The organism is uncultured Devosia sp., assembly GCF_913055165.1.
In the GTDB taxonomy this organism is placed as follows: domain Bacteria; phylum Pseudomonadota; class Alphaproteobacteria; order Rhizobiales; family Devosiaceae; genus Devosia.
The window spans coordinates 24,252-46,200 of the sequence record NZ_CAJXJS010000016.1 but is presented as its reverse complement, the minus strand read 5'-3'; the positions used below and the strand labels follow the sequence as shown (position 1 = coordinate 46,200).

The 21,949-nt window shown below is 60.5% G+C and carries 20 protein-coding genes and 1 pseudogene; 6 read left to right on the top strand and 15 right to left on the bottom strand.

Annotated elements, in window-relative coordinates; translation table 11 throughout:
• Window positions 1-56: 56 nt before the first annotated feature.
• From QZ564_RS07575 to QZ564_RS07515, 13 genes are all read right to left on the bottom strand, one after another.
• Complete coding sequence (locus QZ564_RS07575) at window positions 57-725, bottom strand: methyltransferase domain-containing protein (protein WP_297107214.1); 669 nt, start codon at window positions 723-725, stop codon at window positions 57-59.
• Window positions 722-2,248 carry a hypothetical protein gene (locus QZ564_RS07570; protein ID WP_297107211.1) on the bottom strand — a complete coding sequence of 509 codons (1,527 nt, stop codon included), beginning with the start codon at window positions 2,246-2,248 and terminating at the stop codon, window positions 722-724. The genes QZ564_RS07575 and QZ564_RS07570 overlap by 4 nt, the downstream gene beginning before the upstream one ends.
• A 59-nt stretch (window positions 2,249-2,307) precedes the next feature.
• A complete protein-coding gene (locus QZ564_RS07565; protein ID WP_297107207.1) occupies window positions 2,308-3,228 on the bottom strand; it encodes a class I SAM-dependent methyltransferase in 921 nt (306 codons plus the stop codon).
• The gene (locus tag QZ564_RS07560; protein ID WP_297107205.1) at window positions 3,225-3,899 is read right to left on the bottom strand and encodes a class I SAM-dependent methyltransferase; all 675 of its coding nucleotides are present in this window, start codon (window positions 3,897-3,899) and stop codon (window positions 3,225-3,227) included. Before QZ564_RS07560 ends, QZ564_RS07565 begins: the two co-directional genes overlap by 4 nt.
• A 1-nt stretch (window position 3,900) precedes the next feature.
• Window positions 3,901-4,881 carry a glycosyltransferase gene (locus tag QZ564_RS07555; protein ID WP_297107203.1) on the bottom strand — a complete coding sequence of 327 codons (981 nt, stop codon included), beginning with the start codon at window positions 4,879-4,881 and terminating at the stop codon, window positions 3,901-3,903.
• Window positions 4,878-6,077, bottom strand: a complete 1,200-nt coding sequence (locus QZ564_RS07550) for a hypothetical protein (protein ID WP_297107201.1) — start codon at window positions 6,075-6,077, stop codon at window positions 4,878-4,880. Before QZ564_RS07550 ends, QZ564_RS07555 begins: the two co-directional genes overlap by 4 nt.
• A gap of 23 nt (window positions 6,078-6,100) precedes the next feature.
• Window positions 6,101-7,087 carry an N-acetylneuraminate synthase family protein gene (locus tag QZ564_RS07545; protein WP_297107198.1) on the bottom strand — a complete coding sequence of 329 codons (987 nt, stop codon included), beginning with the start codon at window positions 7,085-7,087 and terminating at the stop codon, window positions 6,101-6,103.
• Between the two features lie 81 nt (window positions 7,088-7,168).
• Window positions 7,169-7,741: a class I SAM-dependent methyltransferase gene (locus tag QZ564_RS07540; RefSeq protein ID WP_297107194.1), complete on the bottom strand. Its 573-nt coding sequence runs from the start codon at window positions 7,739-7,741 to the stop codon at window positions 7,169-7,171.
• Window positions 7,742-7,816: 75 nt separating this feature from the next.
• Window positions 7,817-8,734 (bottom strand): glycosyltransferase, encoded by a 918-nt coding sequence (locus QZ564_RS07535; protein ID WP_297107190.1) that lies wholly within the window; start codon window positions 8,732-8,734, stop codon window positions 7,817-7,819.
• A 197-nt stretch (window positions 8,735-8,931) separates the two neighbouring features.
• The gene (locus QZ564_RS07530; RefSeq protein WP_297107187.1) at window positions 8,932-10,092 is read right to left on the bottom strand and encodes a glycosyltransferase family 4 protein; all 1,161 of its coding nucleotides are present in this window, start codon (window positions 10,090-10,092) and stop codon (window positions 8,932-8,934) included.
• Between the two features lie 41 nt (window positions 10,093-10,133).
• Complete coding sequence (locus QZ564_RS07525; protein WP_297107184.1) at window positions 10,134-11,090, bottom strand: NAD-dependent epimerase/dehydratase family protein; 957 nt, start codon at window positions 11,088-11,090, stop codon at window positions 10,134-10,136.
• Between the two features lie 15 nt (window positions 11,091-11,105).
• A complete protein-coding gene (locus QZ564_RS07520) occupies window positions 11,106-12,170 on the bottom strand; it encodes a hypothetical protein (protein ID WP_297107181.1) in 1,065 nt (354 codons plus the stop codon).
• Window positions 12,148-13,182: an NAD-dependent epimerase gene (locus tag QZ564_RS07515; protein WP_297107178.1), complete on the bottom strand. Its 1,035-nt coding sequence runs from the start codon at window positions 13,180-13,182 to the stop codon at window positions 12,148-12,150. The genes QZ564_RS07520 and QZ564_RS07515 overlap by 23 nt, the downstream gene beginning before the upstream one ends.
• An 815-nt stretch (window positions 13,183-13,997) precedes the next feature.
• On the opposite strand from QZ564_RS07515, the gene QZ564_RS07510 reads away from it, so the two are divergent.
• From QZ564_RS07510 to rfbA, 5 genes are all read left to right on the top strand, one after another.
• Complete coding sequence (locus QZ564_RS07510; protein ID WP_297107175.1) at window positions 13,998-15,341, top strand: UDP-glucose/GDP-mannose dehydrogenase family protein; 1,344 nt, start codon at window positions 13,998-14,000, stop codon at window positions 15,339-15,341.
• Window positions 15,342-15,488: 147 nt separating this feature from the next.
• Window positions 15,489-16,055, top strand: a complete 567-nt coding sequence (gene rfbC, locus QZ564_RS07505; protein ID WP_297107172.1) for a dTDP-4-dehydrorhamnose 3,5-epimerase — start codon at window positions 15,489-15,491, stop codon at window positions 16,053-16,055.
• A 1-nt stretch (window position 16,056) separates the two neighbouring features.
• Complete coding sequence (gene rfbB, locus QZ564_RS07500) at window positions 16,057-17,124, top strand: dTDP-glucose 4,6-dehydratase (RefSeq protein WP_297107169.1); 1,068 nt, start codon at window positions 16,057-16,059, stop codon at window positions 17,122-17,124.
• A complete protein-coding gene (gene rfbD / locus QZ564_RS07495) occupies window positions 17,124-18,050 on the top strand; it encodes a dTDP-4-dehydrorhamnose reductase (protein WP_297107166.1) in 927 nt (308 codons plus the stop codon). Before rfbB ends, rfbD begins: the two co-directional genes overlap by 1 nt.
• The gene (gene rfbA / locus QZ564_RS07490; protein WP_297107163.1) at window positions 18,047-18,913 is read left to right on the top strand and encodes a glucose-1-phosphate thymidylyltransferase RfbA; all 867 of its coding nucleotides are present in this window, start codon (window positions 18,047-18,049) and stop codon (window positions 18,911-18,913) included. The genes rfbD and rfbA overlap by 4 nt, the downstream gene beginning before the upstream one ends.
• Before the next feature lie 265 nt (window positions 18,914-19,178).
• On the opposite strand, the pseudogene QZ564_RS07485 reads toward rfbA, so the two are convergent.
• Together QZ564_RS07485 and QZ564_RS07480 are read right to left on the bottom strand one after the other, a co-directional pair.
• Window positions 19,179-19,463 (bottom strand): annotated as a pseudogene (locus QZ564_RS07485) (ectoine/hydroxyectoine ABC transporter ATP-binding protein EhuA); the annotation flags it as partial.
• A gap of 60 nt (window positions 19,464-19,523) precedes the next feature.
• Window positions 19,524-20,171 carry a DUF1028 domain-containing protein gene (locus QZ564_RS07480; RefSeq protein WP_297107160.1) on the bottom strand — a complete coding sequence of 216 codons (648 nt, stop codon included), beginning with the start codon at window positions 20,169-20,171 and terminating at the stop codon, window positions 19,524-19,526.
• A 163-nt stretch (window positions 20,172-20,334) separates the two neighbouring features.
• Between QZ564_RS07480 and QZ564_RS07475 the strand changes: the two genes are divergently transcribed.
• A complete protein-coding gene (locus QZ564_RS07475) occupies window positions 20,335-21,867 on the top strand; it encodes an ABC transporter substrate-binding protein (protein WP_297107270.1) in 1,533 nt (510 codons plus the stop codon).
• Window positions 21,868-21,949 lie beyond the last annotated feature (82 nt).

The following is a 21,949-nucleotide window of genomic DNA, read 5'->3' as shown; positions in this document are numbered from 1 at the left end:
GAATTACAGATCAACCAAAACGGGAATCCCCCGAGTGAGCTTCACAATGAAACGCTCTAGGCGACGGGTTTGGTGAAACGAATGAAATAGCCCATGGCGAAATTGGCGTCGCGCGGCGCAGGACGCCGCTGCACGAGGCCGGTATAGAGCACGATGGCGCGCGCCAGCCATTTCGCCCATCGCGCATGGCCCAGCGTCGCCAGAGCACTGACGGACGGGCTCCAAACCATAGGCTCGATTACCACCTCCTCAGCGCCGATGGAATGCAGCAGGTCGTCCCAATAGAGACCGGTATGGCGATGGAAGTCCTGTGGCGATCCATGCACTGGAAAGAGGAAAGGCACGAATATGTGTGCCCTTCCGTGTGGACGCAGGATGCGGAACGTCTCGTGGACCACGTGCACGTCGTTGATCAGGTGCTCCAGTGTGTTGAACGAGACGATGGTGTCGTAGCTGTTGTCGGCGATCGGGAACGTCTCGTTTGCATTGGCAAGGATCGTGGGCTCAAGCGCCGGATCGATGTTGAGCGAAGCGACCGTGTCATAGCCAGTGATCAATTCGCGATACTGCGCTTTTCTGCCACCGCCTATGTCAAGGCTGTCGCCAGCCAGCTTTATGTCGGTCAGGATTTCGATTTCGAACGCCCGAATAAAGGATTTGGTGCGCACCGAGGCTACCAGTGCCTTGGCCCTGCTCCAGGTTCTGGGGCGTGGTTCAACGATCATCGTGGGTCTCTCCGGGCGCGCAGCAGTCGCGCGGCTCGTTGTAGCATCTCTTGGCGATGGTGGGGTTCGACAGCGGTGAACGTCCCCACGATAATAAAGGCGGTACCGGCCAGCACACCGACCGCAAGCGCGGACACCAGGCCGCCTTCGCCCCAGTATGCATAGGCCACGACCACGGACAGGCCGGCCAGCACAGCCGGTGCGATCGACAATAGATTGGCTTGGTAGAATGGGGCGCCGGACTCGACCGACCGACTGAACAACGTCGCGAGCAAAATACCTCGTGCGAGGTTGGAAAGGCAGAAGCAGACCGCCACGCTGAGCGGCGGGGGAGCGTCAAGACTGAGCGCCAGTAGAATGCCCGCGACCAGGCCCACCATGCCTGTGATCAACTCGATATAGGCCACACGCCAATGGTGGCCCATCGCCACCAAGGCGCCACGCGCTGTTGTGCCTGGAATGGACAGCAGTCCGCTGAGCGAGGCGATCAGGAGGACGTGGTACATGGCTTCCAGGGTTTGCGGAGTGGTCTCGGGGCCGAGCCACAACTCCAGGATGACTTTGCCTAGCGCGGCAGCGGCTACGAGGATCGCTCCCGCGGTCAGGGCGGAGTAGCGCGAGGTCAGCATCACCGTTTGGGACAGACGCCGGTCATCATGACCCACCAGTTGGCTAGCAATCGGCGACAGAAAGGCGGATGCCGAAGCCGCGAAGGCCATCAGGCTAAAGGCCAGAACCGTTGGCAGGGTATATTCGGCAACCAGGCGTGGGGCAAAGAACACGGCCAACACCAGCCCGCCGCCATTCAGGACGACGGCACTGGCCAGGGTCCCCAGCATAACCGCCGAAGACAACGAGACGAGCTCCAGTATGGACGATCGGGACACCTGCGACAGCGAGAATCTCCAGCCTGGCAGCACGCTTCGGCCCAGGCGATATTCGATTAGCGCAGCGCCAAGGATAGGCAGGATCGTCAGCAGTACATAGACCCAGACTGGCGGATCGAAAAAGTAGAGGCAGCCCACGACAGCGACCATCTTGACCACCAGCGCCCCGAGTTCGATCGCGAAGTAGCTGGCGAACCGGTGCGCGCTGGACAGCATGCCATAGCCGATGCGCAGCGGCATCTGCAGCGCAATGGCCCCGATCGTTAGGGCAAACAGCACCCCGGCCGTGTCCTTTTGTTCCGTGGGAATGGCAAAGGCGGAGGGAAGCATCAGCAGCGCCACCGGTACCAACAGCAAGCCAACCGCTGCCGAGCAAAGTAACACCAGCAGGCACGAGGCACATAGACGATAGGCGAGGCTCAAGTTGTTGGCCGCCAGCAGGCCGGGCAGTCGGCGCGACAAGCTCGACGGAATGCCCAGTTCCGCCAGACCGGCATAGGTTGCTACTTGGCTGGCCAGTAGGATCAACCCCATGCCATCCAAGCCGTATTCGCGAACGGCAATGGCTGTCGTCCCCAGCGAGACCACCATCGAGGCAAGCTTGAAGGTCCAGGCCGACCCGGCATTGACCAACATCTGGCGTTTGCCCGGCAAGCGGGGCGCGGAGGCAATACGTTTCTCACTCATTGCGTCAGTCAGCCTCGAACCGGCGTGCCTGCGCCGGCGGGCGGGGTCTGTGGCTGCACGAACAGGTGGGTGCTGTCACCCTTCGCATAGACCGAACGCAGCATGCGTCGCAACCCCAGGATCGGATCGACAGCCAATACCCGGACGAGGGGCACCTCTCGGAAACCAGCACGCCGGGCCAGCAGTTGCAGTGACTTCGGTACAAAACCCTGCAAGTGCTCGAATGGCGCCAGCGTATGGGCCCGCGTGCCGTCATATGGCCATGTCGACCACAGGGTCGAGCCTTCAAAGCTGCGTTCGAGATTGGGCACGGTGATGCGTAAGACGGTGTCTGCGTGGCAGTATTGGTGCAGGTTGCTCAGCGCTGTGAAAGGGTCGTCCACATGTTCGAGAACCTGTTCGATGTTGATGGCATCGAAATGTCGTCCCTCAAGATCAGCCAACGTGTTGACCAGTTCGAAATCAGCATTGCCCTCCTTCAAGCGCGTTGTACTGGGCTCAAATCCGGTAACCGCAAATCCGGCATCCTTGGCCGCTCGTGCCCACCGGCCAAAGCCTGAGCCATAGTCGAGCAAGGTCGGGTGGTCGACTCCGTCCTTCTTCCCGACCAGTCGGAACAGCCGGGCTAACTGAATACGAGAGCGTGGCGTGGGCTCCAGAGACACACCCTTGGCCGCATGCCTTCGTGCGGTAGCGTCGTACATTTCCGACAATTGCTCCCAACCGGGCTGGTCCCGGTACCAGAAATGGCCACAGTTGGTGCAATGCATAACGACGAGCTCAATAGTGTCCAGCCAGTCGTCCATTGCTCCCGCATAGGTGTTGCGGCTGAAGTCGAGAAAGCTCTGGCGCTGGGATGCGTTAGCCTCCCGGTAAATGCGCGAGCCGCCAGCCTCGGCGCAGGCTGGGCATTGTTCAACGCGTTTCATGATCTGACGTCCGAACAGGCGAAGAACAACTTGTGCCGAAAAAAGGGTCGTGGCCAGCGCTTATAGAGAAAGCCGTCCTTGAAGGACAGTTCTTCCAGTGTGCCGAAGTGCTTGCCTAGCCGACTGCGCAGCCTGTTGTGATTGTAGAGGGTGATATGGGTCGGATCGTCCCTCAGCCGCTTCCACTTGCCGTGCACGAAGGCATTGAAGAAGTCATAGAAGCGCTTGATCGGATAGTTGGGCGTGGAGATCAGCACGACGCCCGTCGGCGCGAGGACTCTCGTCACCTCGGCAAGAAGGGAATCGATGGTTCCGGCGGGCACATGCTCGACGACTTCCATGAGGTTGATGACATCAAAGCTCTGGTCCGGGTAGGGGAGCGCGCTGCCGGGGGCCATATAGCGGACGCTGGTCCAGCCTATGGCATGACAGCGTTCGACGCGCTTGTGCGATACCTCGACGCCGTCGATGTGGTCGAGCGCCAGTCCCTTGGACTTGAGATACTCGAAGAACTTTCCGTCCCCGCATCCCACGTCGAGAAAGCGGATATCGGCGGCCTTCCAGCCGCGATCGGCGACGAGCCGGTCATACGCGGCTCGCCAGGTGGGCGGGATGGAGGTGTTGAAGGTCTTCTGGTCCGCGTAGCGCTCGAAGTCGGGTTCGGCTGTCATGTTAAGCCTCCGCTACGGCACGAAACGTGTCGGCATAGGCGCGGGTCGCCCGTCCGATGTGATAATACTCTCGGTTCTGGCGCACCCGCTCCTGGAGGTCTGCCAGCATGGTCCGTGCCGTGGCCACGCTGCCCACAAGATCGGCTAGGTCGAGAGCGACGCCGTTTTCCCCCACAATCTCCGCGCTCGACCCGATATCGGGATTGTAGAGCACTGGCAGGCCGGAACACACAGCCTCGAAGATGGCGTTTGGACAGGGGTCCTTGATGGCGGGGTGCAGCATCATGTGTGCCTGCGCATAGTGCCGGGCCATAGTCGCTCCGTCGCAAGTACCCATGAGGCGTACGTTTCCCGAATTCAACCCCTTCGGCCAGGCGCCGAAGTGCATCACCTCAACATCGGGCAGCAACGAAATCGCCAGTATCACGTCGTGACGTTTCGTCTGCCGGGGGGATGCTGTGGCAGAAACGATCCGCAGCGGGCCGGTGGGTGCGACAGGTGGTGCCTGGTTCCAGAACAGTTCGCTCGCGCCGTTGTGGATCACGACGTGATTCACCCCCCGATAGCCGGCCTTCTGAAAGACACTGCGCTGATACTCGCTCTGGAAAATGACCTGGTCGGCCAGGCCGAGCAACCTCAGGGTGGCTATGTCTTCCAGCGCCCCGTAGATCAGGTTGCGCGGGCCGAGACGGAAGGCATGACGGTAGAGGTTGACCGCGCGAACCACGACCTTCCGCTGGTCGAGCACTTTCATTTTCGTGACTTCGGAAATCCGAAGACGGCGCTTATCCGAACCCGGCCCGAGCCCCAATTGATTCATGAACATGATATCGACAGTATCGGTGGGTGAACCGGTCAATACCCACTCACCTTTTTCGGAGAGATGTGCCGCCAGCGCGCGAGTGAAGTTGTTCGCGCCACCCCAGGGTCTGTCGACATGTCGATAGGTAAAATGGATCCGCTTTGCGTCGGTGCTGGTCACAAATGGGCTCCTGATCCAGCTGCGGCAGGTGCCGCAATGTTCGTGGCGAGTTGGCCGGCGGTCTTGCGCAAGGACGGATGCCAGCCGATGCCGGGAAAATCGATGAAACCCCATTGGGTGGTGAGCATGGGATCAAAGGCGCATTCTATTCGCGCCAGCAACAACATACGGAAATAGCTGTCCCAGAGGTTTGCCTGTCCCCAACCGCGATGCGTCCGGCTCCAGTGGGTAATTACGCGATCATTCTTGGGACGACACACGCTGATGCCAGCGCGCAGGCGCTCATTGAACAAGGCCCAATTGCGGGCAGACGCCAGGCGGCCGGCAAAGCGGTGCAGGTTGGTTAGGCGCGGCCGCACATGGAGACTCTCGCAGAAACCGCCGTTGACCTGCTGTTCCGACCGGATCGTCGCCTCCGTACCGCGGAGCAGGGCACCTGTCGCGGCGTCCGGCACCCTTCCATCCGCCGTGAGGATGAACACGGCGTCGTAGTCGAAGCATCCGCCGCCACCCGGATAGGGTGCATAGTGACCTTGATAGTCCGCTACCGCCCGCACGGCCGACCGGGCTTCCGATTGCCGTGGATTGGCCACGTCGAGATATTCCATGATCTCGTACTGGTGGTAGCCGTTCTGGAAGTGCAGGTGCGTCGGTCCCGTATCTGGCCCCCAGAACCCAAACCGATTCATGTTCTGTTCGTGCAACTGCCACCACTGTGCCAAGTCGGACTTGTTGTCTGCGCCGAGGAATTGCTCGGCGTACAGCATGAAAATCGCCAGAAACATGGCCTGATTCCCCGACTGCGGCTTGCCCGCGAGGCACCCCAACTGCTCCAATTCGGCAGCAAGGTTCGTAGGGACCTGTTCGGCCACCAATGCCGCGATACGCCTGTCGTTCGCGGCACCCAGTATGGCCAGGGCGCTGAGGGTCAGCGTTAGCAACTGACGGTAGCCCTTGTCGGATGGCGGCGCATTGTCCTCTCCGCGCCTGGCCACCACGGCCCCGACCAGCGCTTCGACGAAAGCGTCCCTGCTCTGCAGCAGTACAGGGCGCCGGCGTGTTAGCCATAGCGCAAACACCCCGAAGCAGCGCGCATAGGCCGTAGGCTCAGCGTCCTCGAACAGCCGGAAGTCCGCTTCTCCCACGCGACAGCCGTCGACGAATGCATCAAATCGGGAAGTCGCTGCGCCGTTCATACCAACCCTTTCCTCGGCTCCGCCTAGAAATCCGCCACGTGTTCGGGGTTGACATGTACGTCGGCCGGCAACGCCTGCGCGGCACGTTTGCCGATTACGCTTTCATATTGCTCCGCGAGGATCTTGCCCGTTCCCGGACGCTTGACCCAGATATTATCGCGGGTGAAGGCCTCGCCTGCGGCGATCGGAGCGGTGGTCACCACCGTGGCATAGGCAAACTCGATCACCGGCTTTTCTTCGGGCAATATGGATTTGCTCCCGCCCATGGCCTCCCAAACCGCGCGCGAACCTTGCACGAGGTCGGCCAGTTCGTCGGGTTCAATGGAAATACCGGTATCCGGGCCCGGCCACGATCGCGAGATAGTGAAATGCTTCTCGAGGATGCAGGCGCCCAGCGCGACTGCACCCAAGGCAGTCCAGATGCCCATTGAATGGTCCGACGAGCCGATCGGAATACCCGGAAACGCCTGCTGCAGGTCGGTGATTGCGTTCAGCCGGACCTGATCGTAGGGGGTGGGGTACATGCTGGTGCAATGCAGCAGGGCGTAAGGGACGCGATGGTTCTCCAGGATCGCGACCGTCTTGCGGACCGATTGGATGTCATTCATGCCGGTCGAGACAATCATCGGCTTGCCCATGGCGGCCACATGGTTGAGCAACGGGTGATTGTTGCACTCTCCCGAGCCAATCTTGAATGCGCCCACGCCGAACTCGTTGAGCCGGTCGGCCGCTTCCCGCGAAAACGGCGTAGACAGGTAAATGATGCCCTTTTCAGCGCAGTAGTCCTTGACCTGTGCTTCTTCGGACGCCGTCAGCTCACAGCGCTTGATGATATCCCACAACCGTTCTGTGGATATGGCGCCCGGCGTCATATCGGTCGGGATCATCTCTTTCTCGGTAATGTGGCACTGAAACTTCACCACCTCGGCGCCGACGGCAACGGCTGCGTCCACCAACTGGATCGCCTTGTCGATCTTGCCTTCATGATTGATGCCCACTTCGGCCAGCACCAGCGGCGGATGCTCCGGCCCGACCGGGCGGTCGTTGATGTAGAATGTGCTCATTTCATCGTCCTGGAGGTAGGTTTCGGACTAAATTCGGGTAAAGACGCCATAGAGGCAGTACTGGCGCATGAACCTGCTGAGGTTGGGTAGGTTCACCGGCGCATGCAGCACGACACGACTGGTAAAGCCGGCCTGGGCGAGGCGCTCAACGAGTGCTGCCTCGCTGTAGAAGACCTTGTGGTCGCTATCGCTAGCATAGCCCTTCTCACCGGGCACGCCACAGATAAGTGTACCTCCGGGCGCCAGTATTCGATGAGCCTCGGCCAGCAGGGCCGTCGGATTGGTGATGTGCTCGAGGACGTTGTCCAGGATGGCGCCCTGGAAGGTGCCATCGGCAAAGGGCAGGCTGTCGGGCTGCATGGGCCGTGCATCGAGGCCGCGCGCGAGGCAGTCTTGCACGTTGAGCGGGTTGATATCCACGCCGACCGTGTCTGGCCTAAAGCTGAGCATGTCCCCGATGCCGCAGCCGATATCAAGAACGGTACCACTGAGGTGGTGGCTGAGCATAGGATAGAGCCAATACCGACGATACATGTATCCCAAGCTGCTCCGGCCTTTGAGATAGTTGTGGTAAGTCTCAAAGTCGGCGTGTTCGGTCAATGGCTCGATTCCCTCAATGCGACGGCTGCCGACCTATGCCACAAGCGCTACCCGACATTCAACCGACAAGAAACTTTACGCCGACGAGGGGGGGCTGAGGCGTGACGAGCTGCTTTGTCGGAGTATGCTGAGAAAGGCAGCCGCATTGGGATGCTGTCGGTGGTGAGCAGGTAGCAGGGTCTGGCGCCCGCCGCTCGACGGCGCCAATTTCCGGGACAACCTGATCGCTTGCCCTATCGCGTCGGGCAGGTCATCATCGGTGCTGAATAGTATACCGTTAACGCCTGGTTCTATCAGCTCCCGGTTGCCGTCGACATCGCGCGCGACCACGGGAATGCCGAGATGAAGCGCCTCAAGGGCGGCACGAGCGGTGCCTTCCGAAAGCGATGGCATGACCAGGCAGTCGACACCGGCCAGCACCTTGAAGGGGTTGGCGAGGGCGCCATGCATGACGACGCGTTCGCCTAGCCCAAGCCGTTCGATCTCGGCCCGACATTGCTGGCGCAGGGGGCCATCGCCGATGATATGCAACAGGCAGTCACCGTCCAGCTCGGGGGCGGTCAGGGCACGAATGAGCTCGAGCGGCTGTTTGCGCTCGGTAAGGCTCCCCAGGAAAGCGAGCGAAGCGGGCGCATGAAGATCGGGGGGCTGCCGGAACGGCTCGACCGGACCCTCATCGATGAAATTCCCTATGATTGGGACATCCCTTCCCGTCATCTGCCGGATCTGCCTTGCCATCGGAGTATTCATGGCAACCACAGCGTGCATCCACCGCAGGCCGATCAAGTGGGCATAGCCAAGTGGTCCTCCGACCGGCCCATAGTCCAGCCGGTAGTTCATGGGCAGGTTTCCGCGTACACTGGACAGGGTCGCGGCGCAGTCCCCGCAAAGAGCGTTGAACACGTCGGCGGAGAGGCAAAACGAAATCGAACCCACCGCGCCTTGGGAGGCCGCCCGCTTCAGCATTTTCCGGTAGGCGAGGAACTGCTGCATGCGGGAGCCTGACCGCTCAGCCAAAACGACGGTTCTCACCTTGGGGTCGATCGGGGCCTCGGCACCGGGCCCTCGCTTGATGGCACACAGCGTGACAGCTTGATCCGCGGCAAGTGCATTGGCGAGGGCAACGGCGCCCTTGACCGGACCGGCCGGAGAAAAGGACGGCACCAGGATGAAGACATTCACAAAATGCGTCACGGTCGGGATGCCTCAAGAATGGCGGCCGCCCGGCGCTCCCAAGTGTGATGCTGACGATAGTCGTTGTGGGCCTGTAGCCCAATAGCGTCGCGAAGGCCCACATCTGCCCTAACCCTGCCAAGCGCTTCAATCCACGCCCCGGTATCGTCCGGGGCAACAAGCAGCGCGTTTTGCCCGTGGCGAAGCACCTCGGAAAGTACCGGGAGATCGGACGAAAGAATAGCGTTTCCGCTCGCCATGTACTCGAACATCTTCATTGGCGACATCCACCGGGCCGTATCCTGCCCCTCGACGCCTATTGAGACTGAACGTTGATACGGCATCAGCAGCGCATCGCAGGCCAGCATGGCCTTCTGAGCTCGGCGATGCGGCACATAACCCACATAATGCAAATTCTGGGGGTGGGCGCGCGCCCGGTGACTGGCAAGGTCGGCTTCGTTCCCCCCGAACACCAGGAAGGGAACGTCCCCGTGGGCAGCGGCCATCGCCTCGATGACTTCAAGCCCGCGTCCGGCATAGAGGTGTCCAAAATACCCGGCTACGAACGGCGCCGGTGGTAACCCGGCCTGTTGCAGCAGTTCGGCGCGGGCGAGTTGCCGCTTGTCTTGTGATAGGCGGACGATCCCCGAAGGCGCAGCGTCATGCAGGATCAGCGCATCCTTGAGCCGAAGCTGGTGATGCTGTTCAAGAATAGTTTTGAGCATCGCCGAGATCAGGATGGTACGAACAAACGGCCGTGTCAGGATGAAATGCTCCAAACGCCTCAGGCGACCGAGACCCAATTGGTGAGTCTCGTAGAAGTGGGGGATGCCCGCCAGCGCCAAGCCATAGGATGCATAGAGGTTCCGCGACAGAATGGTCGGTCTAGCTGCGCGCGACGCAATGGCGCGCATCAACCCTATCGCTGCCAGCGCTCCGATAGCACCGCGCACCGGAAGGGCAACGGTGCTCAGGCGGACGTTGGTGAACGCCACATTGTAGGTTTCGAGGACTTGGGCGCGCGCGGCGGCGGGCGATCCGGAGCCGCGTCGGGCCAGCAATTCGACCCGGGCGCCATTCTGGGAAAATCCCTCACATTGCTGGACGACATGCACTGCGTTGGCTGTGCGTGAGGGCAGCGTCGACGGAGAGATATAAAGAACGTGGAGGTCAGTCACCGGTGGGCCTGGCTATATGAGCGTTGATGGTGGAATGGCCGTCATGTTCTGTCCTTCAGGCCCAGATAATCCCTGCCGGCCGCCGCCAGCGCCTCGGCGGCGTTTTGCGGGGCGGACCACCCTAGCAGTCTGGAGGATTTTTCGGTGTCGATCCACAGCGAGTCCGTCAACTGGCGCACCATCGTTCGCTTGCCAAACAGGGCAGCCGCCAGGTGCAACAATTGCGGCGGCAAAGGGACCAGCCTGGGCCGTAGGCTCATACCGCACCAAATATGCTGTAGAATTTCTGGCGTTGAAACATCCTGCTGATCCGAAACGACAAAGGTTTGGCCGGCGGCTGCCGGATGGACGGAACAAAGTTCGAGAAAGTGGACAAGATTCGTGAGTGCAATCAGGCTTCGCCGATTGCGCACCGACGCCAGGGGAAGGGGTATGCCTGTCGCGGCCAATTTCAGGAGCAATCTGAAATTTCCGGGGGCATCCGGTCCATAAACTAGCGGTGGACGAACAATGCACAATTCCATACCCGAAGTGCTCAGCAACGCGCGCAGTCCGTGTTCAGCCTCGCATTTTGACTGCCCGTAATATGTATTGGGTGCTTCCGGACTGGCTTCCGTGATCGCCGCTCTTCTGCCAAGGCTTCCATGCACTCCGATTGTGCTGACGAAGACAAAGCGTCTGGCGCCCGCAGCCTGGGCAGCCGCCGCAAGATCGAGCGTTGCGCGGGTGTTGACGCGGCGGAACGCCTCCAGGTCGGCCGAGCGGCCGAGCTTGCCGTGGGCTGCGCCGGCAAGATGAATGACCACCTCGCAGCCGTCTACCGCGCGGGGGAGCTTCTCGGCGTCCAACAAATCCAAACGCAAGGCGTCAATACCCGGCCCCGGCTCGGCACCGATGCGCACGACGCCACGCGCCTGGGCACCATGGTCCTGCAGGGCCCTGCAGACCGCCCTGCCAACAAAGCCGTTGGCACCGGTTACCAGATAACGTGCGCTCACGAACCACGCCCCCTGTCAGTAGCTCTCAAATGCAATTGGGTGGGGCAGCCCCAGCACGTGGCGCGCCCAGCTCAGGGCTGAATAGGCATATCGTGTTTCGATGTCCAAGGACAAAAAGGGTTCGGCAAAGAACGACTCCGGGACAGCAGGAGCGGTGCGGTCCACCACGCACACCCTCGATGAGTGGTAGAGGCGGCTGTCGAGCAGTAGCCGGTTGGTCGAGATCAGCTTCCGCCCGGCGAACAGGGCATCAAAACACCGAGTGGTTAGGCCAGTTTGCCGCACATGTTCGATATCAACGGAAGCGCGTGACGAGCGCACGATCCTTTCGACGTCCTCAATCGGTAGTGGCACCAGGGAGAAACGGCCGCTTGGCGAACGCCGGACATAGTCGCTGAACATGAACTTGAGTGCGTAGAGCAACGGGCTCGGGAAATAGCCGAAGACGTAGCCGGGATGTGCCGGCCCCACGGCGCGTTCCAGGCGAGACAGCACTGCGGCGCGGTCCGAATGGATCGTGCCTACAAAGCTCCAGTCATACTGATAGTCACCGGCCGGCTCCGCATGCGTTTCTGAAATGGAAGGAAAAAGCGGTCGGTATTCCCATCCTCCGCGGCTGCTATCCCGCGGGTCGAATGTTGATACGGCATCGAACAGCGGCGCAATCCGGCCGCCGCTTCGCGCGTTCTTCACCGCGTCCCACAGATAAAGCGAGAAGCGGGCCCTTGGGAAACGTGCACGCATGGCCAGCACGGCGGCTCGCGACAAGGCTTCACCCTTCACCACAACGACGTGCTCGAAGCTGTTGACAGGCTCGGCCGTGATTTTGGAGAGGAAGTGAGGTGTCGACAGCTGGCTGGTGAGGCGGGAGAAATAGCGAAGTGCGGCCTTGAATGCGGTGTTATGGCTGGGTCGGTCGTCCCACCAAACGGTCGCATATCCAAGTTGCCCGAAGGCAGCCATCATTCGGGCGGGGTAAGAGAAGAACTTAGGGCAAATCAGCAGGATACGCGGCGCGTCTACCTTTGCCGTGCCTGCCGCGGTGCTTACGGACGCTTCAGTAATTTGTGTCGGCCCCATAATAGGATTTGTACCACTCCACAAAGCGCCGCACACCCTCGATCACTGGCGTTACTGGCTTATAGCCCAGCTGACCCTCGAGTTCGCTCGTATCGGAATAGGTCGACGGGACATCGCCGGGTTGCAGCGGCAGATACTCACGCTTGGCGACCTTGCCTAGTGCGGCCTCGATCGCATCCACGTAGGCGGTAAGCGCGACTGGGTTGTTGTTGCCGATATTGTAGATTCGGTAGGGCGCGTCGCTCGTGGCCGGATCGGGCCGGACGCTGTCCCAGGTCGGATTAGGCTGCGCGATCGCATCCGATGCCCGGATCACGCCTTCGACGATATCATCGACATAGGTGAAGTCCCTGACGTGATTGCCGTTATTGAACAACTGGATCGGGCGGTCTTCAAGGATGTTCTTAGTGAATTTGAACAACGCCATGTCAGGCCGGCCCCATGGGCCATAGACGGTAAAGAAGCGCAGCGCCGTGGTCGGCAGGCGGAACAGATGGCTGTAGCTGTGTGCCATCAGTTCATTGGCGCGCTTGGTCGCAGCGTAGAACTGCAGGGGATGGTCTACGCCGTGGTGCTCGGAAAAAGGCATATTGGTGTTGGCACCATATACGCTTGATGTCGAAGCATAGGTCAGGTGAGCAACATTGTTGTGCCGACACGCTTCGAGTAGGTTGACGAAAGCGATCAGGTTAGATTCCACGTAGGCATGGGGATTTTCCAGACTGTAGCGAACGCCGGCCTGGGCCGCCAGATGGATGACCCGATCGAACCGGTTGTGCTCGAAAACCCTATCCAGCACCGGTCTGTCTGCCATGTTGCCGCGCACGAATGCATAGCGCTTGTCGGACTGGGTCGCGAGATCAGCCAGTGTCGCCAGCCGCCGCTCCTTGAGCGCTGGGTCGTAGTAGTCGTTAACCACATCGAGCCCGACGACCTCATCGCCTCTCTGAAGCAACCTCCGTGCTAGATGGAAGCCGATGAACCCCGCAGAGCCCGTAACCAAGACTTTCATGAGCGAGCCTTTGCGAAATGGAATCGGCACAGTGAGGAGGTCTTACGCTGGAATAGATTGGTTCGCCACCCCAATGCAGTCACCGGCATCGTGCCAAACGGCAAGCATGTTCGCCTTCGCCTTAGCAATCGCGTCGGTCGCGGCTGGGCGGCCGTCGTGCACTTGATCGATTCCATCGGGCGGAAGAGATCCATTCCAAGATGCCCCTGGGCGGCGGCAGATATCCGGCGGCAACACTGCTTTCATCGGCAAGGTCGCCGGCGATCCGCTGGGCGACGTGTTCGAAGCTAATCTCGATGCCATCGACGTCCAGTATAATACCAGCCGCCTCCAGAATGGTGCTCTAGCCATCCGCTCGATAACCTTTCTTTCCCTCGATGATCTTTCTTACCGAAGAAGGCGAGCACTCCATGAGAGTCTATTTGGGTGCCTGCCATCAGCTGACCGAGCAGGATAGAAGACCCGATGAGATCGGCGGAACCGTCATCATCTATCTGGCGAGCATGCTTTGGGTGCCGGTGGACGCGAGAACGATGCGACGCCCCCGCCCCATAGACCCAGCGCACCTGAGGGCATGTTAGGGCGCGGCCGCCCTGGCCTCGGGCAAGCGAGGGCTGGAGAGGCAGGGTATTGGATTTGCAGACTAATCGGTCCGAGTCCGTCCCGTTCAAACCCGCGCACCGGTGTTTACTGTGAATGCAGGCGAGGGTTACATATCCTTACCTAGTCTAGTCCTGACTTTGATGGTTCTCTGGGCTGGCCAGAGAGTGGCCGTCCGGTCAAGGGCCATGCCAGGCATATAGGAGAATGACCAGTTGAAAATTGCCATTGTTGGATCAGGCTATGTCGGCCTCGTCACCGGCGTCTGCCTCGCCGATTTCGGTCACGAGGTCATTTGCATCGACAAGGAGCAGACCAAGATTGCGGCTTTGGAGCAAGGCATTGTACCGATCTACGAGCCGGGTCTCTCCGAGCTGGTCAACTCCAACGTCGCGGCCGGGCGGCTTTCGTTCACGACGATCCTGCCCTCAGCTGTGGCCAAGGCCGATGTCGTTTTCATCGCTGTGGGTACGCCCAGCAGGCGCGGAGATGGCCATGCCGACCTGAGCTACGTTTATGCGGTGACCCGCGAAGTCGCGGAGGCTGTATCTGGCTTCACCGTTGTCGTCACCAAATCCACGGTACCCGTCGGCACGGGCGACGAGGTTTCGCGCATTATCAAGACAGTCAATCCTGATGCCGATGTTGCGGTGGTCTCAAATCCGGAATTCCTGCGTGAGGGTGCGGCCATCGATGATTTTAAACGTCCGGACCGAATTGTTATTGGCATGGACGATGAGCGGGCCCGTGAGGTTATGACCGAGGTCTATCGACCGCTTTCTCTCAACCAGGCGCCACTCCTGTTCACCGATCGTCGGACATCCGAGCTGATCAAGTACGCGGCAAACGCCTTCCTTGCGATGAAGATAACCTTCATCAACGAGGTGGCGGATCTGTGCGAGGCCGCCGGGGCCAATGTGCAAGAAGTGGCGCGGGGCATCGGTCTCGATGGCCGGATCGGCTCGAAATTCCTTCACGCAGGGCCGGGCTATGGCGGTTCATGCTTCCCCAAGGACACGACGGCATTGGTCAAAATCGGGCAGGATTTCGGCAGTCCCATGCGGCTCGTTGAAACGACTGTTTCGGTCAACGACCAGCGCAAACGGGCCATGTCCCGCAAGGTGATTGCTGCCTGTGGTGGGGATGTGCGCGGCAAGACCATCGGCATTCTGGGCCTGACCTTCAAACCCAATACCGATGACATGCGGGAGGCGCCCTCGCTCGACATTATCCGCGGTTTGCAGGACCGGGGAGCGCAGGTAGTCGCATTCGACCCGCAGGGCATGAAGGCGGCCCGCGAAATGGTGGAAAACGTTCGTTTTGCCGACAGTGCCTATGGCGTTGCCGAAGGTGCAGACGCCGTGGTGCTAGTCACCGAGTGGAACGAGTTCCGTTCGCTGGATCTGGGACGCCTACGTGCGGCGATGAAGACGCCGGCCGTTGTCGATTTGCGCAATGTCTACCGCCCGCATGAGATGCGTCGCCACGGCTTCACCTACGCCAGCATAGGCCGCACAGATTTCGGGGTAGACGATCGCATTTCCGACGCTGCGGAATGACGGACAGGAGACGTGACCCCTCGGTCATGATCCTCGCCAATCTTGGCGTGCGGCGACTACGGTTCGCAAGAACAGTCAAATGGACGAAGGGGACCCCAATGGGGCGATCTCATCGTCTGGAACCACGGTTTGATGTAGGTTTTGACTATGATACTTAAGAAGACCGACCTAGAGGGAGTCTTTGAGGTATTACCGTTCCGGCACGGTGATGACCGCGGGTATTTTTCCGAAACATTCAGGGACGATTGGTTCAGGGCCCATATCGGCTCGCACCGTTTCGTACAGGAGAACCAGTCCCTCAGCCGGGCCGCCGGCGTGGTGCGCGGGCTGCATTTCCAGTCCGAACCGTCGGCTCAGGGAAAGCTGGTGCGATGCGTGGCCGGGGCCATATTTGACGTGGGTGTCGACATCAGGGTCGGATCACCGAATTTTGGCAGATGGGTCGGGGTGGTTCTAAGCGCCGAGGCCGGCAACCAGCTCTGGGTGCCGCCGGGCTTCCTGCACGGCTTCTGCACGCTCGTGCCTGATTGCCTGGTGTCGTACAAGGTCACGGCCTACTACGATCGCGCGTGCGACAAGGGTGTGCGTTGGGACGACCAGGACATCGCCATCACCTGGCCAGATCTCGCGGATCCAGCGCATCTTTCACCCAAGGACAGGCATCAGCCAGCCCTGCGCGACCTGCCGCCCTATTTTAACTATGAGGGAAGCTGATATGCGCGTTCTGGTGACCGGTGGCGCAGGTTTCATCGGCTCGGCACTCGTCCGCTACCTGGTTGCGGAACAGGGGTACGAAGTCCTCAATGTCGACAAGCTGACCTATGCAGGCAACCTCGCTTCGCTCAAGGCCATAGATAACCATGCCGGCTACCGCTTTCTGAAGGCGGACATCTGCGACCGGAAAACGATGGCCGAGGCCTTTGCCAGCTTTCGGCCAGACAGGGTGATGCACCTGGCCGCTGAAAGTCACGTTGATCGCTCGATCACCGGCGCACAGGATTTTGTTGAGACCAACGTCATGGGCACGTTCAGCCTGCTCGAGACGGCGCGCCACTATTTTGCCGGTCTTGACGCTGCGTCCCGAGAGCGGTTCCGGTTCCTGCATGTGTCGACCGACGAAGTCTATGGCTCGCTGGGTGATGATGGGCTCTTCCGGGAAGACACGCCCTACGATCCGAGTTCGCCCTATTCGGCCTCCAAGGCGGCATCGGACCACTTGGCCAAGGCCTGGCAAAGAACATACCAGCTGCCTGTTGTGGTCTCGAATTGCTCGAACAATTACGGCCCATATCACTTCCCCGAAAAGCTCATTCCCCTAACCATTCTCAACGCCCTGGCCGGCCGGGAACTTCCGGTCTATGGCCGGGGCGAGAACATCCGAGACTGGCTCTATGTCGAAGATCACGCTCGTGCACTTGATGCGATTATCGCGCGTGGACGGATCGGCGAGACCTATAATGTAGGTGGCCGAAACGAGCGGCGGAACATCGACGTGGTGCGCCGCATCTGCGAGGTGCTGGATCAACGGGTACCGGTTTCTGGCTCCCGGCAGGAGCTGATCCGCTTCGTCACCGATCGACCGGGGCATGATGCGCGCTACGCCATCGACGCGACCAAGCTCGAAGACGAGCTGGGCTGGCGGGCGCTCGAGACCTTTGATACTGGCATCGAGAAGACCGTCGACTGGTACCTGCAGAACGCCTGGTGGTGGGAGCCGCTGCGCCAAAGCTATGATGGCCAGCGCCTGGGCATCTTGCCGACAGCAGAAGCGAAGGCCGGCTGATGCGTCTGGTCGTTACTGGCAAAACGGGACAGGTAGCCACAGCGCTCGTTGAACGCGGGGCGGATCAGGGCGTTGAGGTCGCGCTGGTGGGGCGGCCGGAACTCGACCTCTTGGTTCCCGAAGCCGGGCTGGAGGCGATAGCCGACCTGCGTCCCGACGTTATCGTCTCGGCGGCTGCCTATACTGCAGTGGACAAGGCCGAAGCGGACGAAGCTTCGGCCGTTGCCGTCAATGCCACGGCCCCTGGCGCGATTGCCCGCCTGGCCGATCGGCTGGGTGTTCCGCTCATCCACTTGTCGACCGACTATGTCTTTGATGGGCGCAAGGACGCGCCCTATGTGGAAACGGACCAGACCAATCCACTGGGTGTTTACGGGCAGACCAAGCTTGCGGGCGAAAAGGCAGTGGCCGCGGCGACGGCCAATCACGCCATCCTGCGCACCGCGTGGGTCTATTCGCCGTTCGGAAACAATTTCCTCAAGACCATGCTGCGGCTGGCCGAGCAGCGACCGGCACTGGGGGTTGTGGACGATCAGATCGGCAATCCGACCTCGGCCCTCGACATAGCTGATGCGGTGATACGTGTGGCAGGAAACCTTGTGTCGCGGCCGGACGACGCCCAACTGCGGGGGATTTTCCACATGGCAGGTCATGGTGACGCCAGCTGGGCGGATTTGGCGAGCGAGATCTTCGCCGTTTCGGCGACGCTGGGCGGTCCTTCGACGCTGGTCAACCGCATCGGTACGCCTGACTACCCGACCCCTGCGCCGCGCCCGGCCAATACCCGGCTTTCATCGGCAAAGCTGCAGGCGGTCCACGGCGTGGCCATGCCGGACTGGCGGTCGTCCACTCGTTCAACGCTTGCCCGCCTGCTGGGTAAAAGCGTCCGGGCCACTAATTCCATTCATCCGGAGCAGACGTCATGAAGGGCATTATTCTGGCAGGCGGCAGCGGTACGCGGCTGTATCCGATCACTATGGCCGTCTCAAAGCAGCTCATGCCTGTCTATGACAAGCCGATGATCTATTATCCGCTCACCACCCTCATGCTGGCGGGCATGACCGAGATACTAATCATCACCACGCCCCATGACAGTGAGGGTTTCCGTCGCCTGCTGGGCGATGGGTCGCAGTGGGGTATTTCCCTTTCCTTCGCCACGCAAGCCCATCCCAATGGACTGGCGGAGGCCTTTGTCATCGGCGCCGATTTTGTTTCCGGCGGGCCATCCGCGCTGATCCTGGGGGACAACATCTTCCACGGCCATGGCCTTCCCGAACTGATGCGCCGGAGCGCCTCACGGGCCACGGGGGCCAGCGTCTTTGCCTACCATGTCACCGATCCGGAGCGCTACGGCGTGGTCGAATTCGACCAGAGCAATCACGCCATCAGCATCGAGGAAAAGCCGGCCAAGCCGCGTTCCAACTGGGCGGTGACTGGGCTCTATTTCTACGACGAGCAGGTTGTAGACATCGCTGCAAATCTGAAGCCATCGGCGCGGGGCGAACTGGAGATCACCGACGTCAACCGCATCTATCTCGAAAAGAGTCAACTTTCCGTGGAATTGATGGGTCGGGGCTATGCCTGGCTAGATACAGGGACACCCGATAGCCTACTCGACGCGGCGCAATTTGTTGCCACCCTGGAAAAGCGCCAGGGATTCAAGATTGCCTCGCCCGAAGAGGTGGCGTACCGCATGGGCTTTATCGGGGAGCGGCAACTGGAGAGCCTCGCCGAAGCACTTAAGAAAAACGCCTATGGCCATTACCTTTCGAGTGTGCTGAAGGGCTGACGAGTGTAGCCATAAGCTGCGCGCGCGCGCTTTCTTGGCGGGGGTGCAAGCGAAGTCTCATCCTCGATGGTCATTGCGGCGATAGCATTCTCCAGCCGCAGGCTAGACTGGAGCAACTTCGCTGGTAAGTCGTGCAATGACTCGGCGACTGAAATAAACTCCTATCTGTCGATGCCGATCAGGGGCGCCTCGTCTTGTAGCGGCTTAAAGAACGCCGATGAATGTCACGCATGGATAGTAGAAAAACTGGGTCTCGCTCGTCTGAAACGATCGACCGTACTGACTCCCTTGTCCGCTCTTCATTGGGATCGGTGAAGAGTTCGTACGGTGCCCCTTCCTCGCGCATGCGACCCTGATCGAAGAAGCAGACGCGGTCCGAGATTTCGCGGGCAATGCGCATTTCGTGGGTCACCAGCAGCATGGTCAAATCATGTTCATGCGCCAGCTTGCCGATGACATTGAGCACCTCGCCGACAAGCTCCGGGTCCAGCGCCGATGTCGATTCGTCAAACAGCAGGATATTGGGGCGCATGGCCAGCGCCCGGGCAATACCACAGCGGCTCGCCGTTGACCCTCACCGCCCCGCCATTGGTGCCTTCGAGGCACCGATTCAGGATCGGCCGGGAACCTGGCGGAAGAAATCTGCATAGCCGCCGGAGGTCGTTTCGGCATGAAGGGCGCGCAGATCGAGCATAACATTGTCGGACCGGTCGATGCGGAGGTCGACGAGCGGATAGCGTTCGTCCTGAAAAACCTTGAGCGCGGCCGAGCCCACACCGCGGCTGTCGCCGCCCGCATCGGCGCCGGCTTCCAGCGTCGCCAGCAGGCGATCCGAAAGCCTTCCCAGCTTGCGCGCGTCTTCGAAAGCCTTAGCCATGCGGTCGAGCACCTGTTCATTGGCAATCAGATTTCCAGCCACGGCAAAGTCCTGGCCCTGCCTGTGGCCCGCTACTCCCTGGCAAGCTTCACCGGTCCAGGCAGTCGTGGCCCCAGACCGATCTACAATGATGAACTGGCGCTTCTCGGGCGTCGGGTCGCGCGCCAGAGCCTCCGCAAGCGCCACATCCAACGTCGTGCCAGACTGCAGCAGGTCCAGGGCGTCATAGGCCAGATAAGGGTTTGTCATGGCCTGTGTGGCAACGGCGCCGACCCCCGCCAACCCATGTGGCACCAGTGCGCCAACTGCGGCGCCGGCGGTCGCCGTGGCCACGCCAAGGGCGCCCGTAGTCGGGTCCCGCGCCACAATGGAAAACGTCATGGGCTCTACCTCTCTGCAAATTTATTAGCATAAATTGACCTAGAGGCAAATTTATGATGATAAATAGTGCAAGTCCTTGTCTCATGGCGTGGAGCTTGCGGCAAGGGTAGGGAACGCAAGGAGAAACCACATGAACCGCAAATGGATGGGATTGGCCCCCTTAATGGTCGCCACGGCCCTGGCGCTTTCTGGCCCGACAGCGGCGCAGACACCGCCCAATGTGCTGGTCGTCGGCCAGATCGCCGAACCGGCATCGCTCGACCCCCACGTCTCCACCGCAGCCAATGATTTCCGCATCGCGGTCAATCTTTATGACGGGCTGGTGCGCAACAAATCCGGCACGCTGGAGATCGAGCCTGCGCTCGCCACGGATTGGACGATTTCAGATGACGGTCTGGAGTACACCTTCAATCTGCGCGAGGGCGTCACCTTCCACGATGGGACCCCCTTCAACGCCGAGGCGGTCAAGTTCAACTTCGACCGCATGCTGGACGAGACCCATCCCTTCGCGGACACTGGTCCGTTTCCGCTCTCTTTCTTCTTCTCCTCTGTGGAAAATGTGGAGGTCGTGGACGACCTGACGGTCAAATTTACGCTCAACGAACCTTTCGCCCCCTTCATGTCCAACCTCGCCTCTCCGACCGGCCTCATCGTCTCGCCGGCAGCTGTTGAGCAATATGGCTCGGATTACGGTCGCAACCCGGTCGGCACGGGCCCCTTCAAGTTCGAAGAGTGGCAGTCCAACACGCGCGTCGTTGCCTCGCGCAACCAGGACTATTGGGATGGCGAACCGCCGCTTGAGGCTGTCATTTTCCGTCCCATTACCGACGCCAATACCCGTGTTGCCGAAATGCTCTCTGGTGGCATCGACGTGCTTCTGGAAACACCGCCGGACAATGTCGCCCAGTTCCGCGACGACGCCAATTACCAGGTGGTTGAGGCCGTTGGTCCGCATGTCTGGTATGTCATGCTCAATGCCAAAGAAGGCCCCTTCACCGACGTCCGCGTCCGCCAGGCAGTGAACTATGCGGTCAACAAGGAAAGCCTCGTCAACGATGTGCTGCAGGGTACGGCTGAGGTCTCCGCCGGCCCGATTCCGCCGGCCTTCAACTGGGCATACAACGAAGAAGTCGATCCCTATCCCTATGATCCCGAAATGGCGCGGCAGCTTCTTGCCGAGGCCGGGGCAGACGGGGCGTCCCTGACCTTCCTCGTCACCGAAGGCGGCTCGGGCATGCTCGATCCCGTCCCCATGGGCACGGCAATTCAGGCTGATCTCGCAGCTGTGGGGCTGGATGTCGAAATCCAGACTTATGAATGGAACACTTTCCTTTCCGAAGTGAACCCCGGCCTTGAAGGCAAGGCCGACATGGCCGAAATGGCCTGGATGACTTCCGATCCGGACACTCTGCCCTTCCTGACTTTGCGCACGGCGGCCTGGCCGGAGGAAGGTGGCTTCAACTCGTCCTATTATTCTAATCCCGAGGTTGACGAATTGCTCGACCAGGCGCGGATCGCCACTGATCAGGCGGAACGTGCCGATCTCTACAAGCAGGTGCAGGAGGTGGTGAATGAGGATGCCCCCTGGCTCTTCGTAGCCAATTGGAAGCAGAACGCGGTCGTCACCAGCGCCGTCGAAGCGTTCCAATTGCAACCGGATTTCGGCCTGGTTCTGCGCGAGGTAAGCAAGCCATAGGTTTGCTGCGAGGGACTCCTCACCCTTCCCGGCCCGAGGCCGATCTACCCTCTCCCCTTGTGGGAGAGGGTGCCCGGGAGGG

Coding starts and splice junctions, on each gene's coding strand:
- QZ564_RS07515 (WP_297107178.1), bottom strand. CDS start 13,182: ATGAAAGTCTTGGTTACGGGCTCTGCGGGGTTCATCGGCTTCCATCTA.
- rfbD (WP_297107166.1), top strand. CDS start 17,124: ATGCGTCTGGTCGTTACTGGCAAAACGGGACAGGTAGCCACAGCGCTC.
- QZ564_RS07475 (WP_297107270.1), top strand. CDS start 20,335: ATGGTCGCCACGGCCCTGGCGCTTTCTGGCCCGACAGCGGCGCAGACA.
- QZ564_RS07480 (WP_297107160.1), bottom strand. CDS start 20,171: ATGACGTTTTCCATTGTGGCGCGGGACCCGACTACGGGCGCCCTTGGC.
- QZ564_RS07560 (WP_297107205.1), bottom strand. CDS start 3,899: ATGACAGCCGAACCCGACTTCGAGCGCTACGCGGACCAGAAGACCTTC.
- QZ564_RS07575 (WP_297107214.1), bottom strand. CDS start 725: ATGATCGTTGAACCACGCCCCAGAACCTGGAGCAGGGCCAAGGCACTG.
- rfbB (WP_297107169.1), top strand. CDS start 16,057: ATGCGCGTTCTGGTGACCGGTGGCGCAGGTTTCATCGGCTCGGCACTC.
- QZ564_RS07570 (WP_297107211.1), bottom strand. CDS start 2,248: ATGTTGGTCAATGCCGGGTCGGCCTGGACCTTCAAGCTTGCCTCGATG.
- QZ564_RS07535 (WP_297107190.1), bottom strand. CDS start 8,734: ATGCAGCAGTTCCTCGCCTACCGGAAAATGCTGAAGCGGGCGGCCTCC.
- QZ564_RS07520 (WP_297107181.1), bottom strand. CDS start 12,170: ATGGGGCCGACACAAATTACTGAAGCGTCCGTAAGCACCGCGGCAGGC.
- rfbA (WP_297107163.1), top strand. CDS start 18,047: ATGAAGGGCATTATTCTGGCAGGCGGCAGCGGTACGCGGCTGTATCCG.
- QZ564_RS07550 (WP_297107201.1), bottom strand. CDS start 6,077: ATGAACGGCGCAGCGACTTCCCGATTTGATGCATTCGTCGACGGCTGT.
- QZ564_RS07565 (WP_297107207.1), bottom strand. CDS start 3,228: ATGAAACGCGTTGAACAATGCCCAGCCTGCGCCGAGGCTGGCGGCTCG.
- rfbC (WP_297107172.1), top strand. CDS start 15,489: ATGATACTTAAGAAGACCGACCTAGAGGGAGTCTTTGAGGTATTACCG.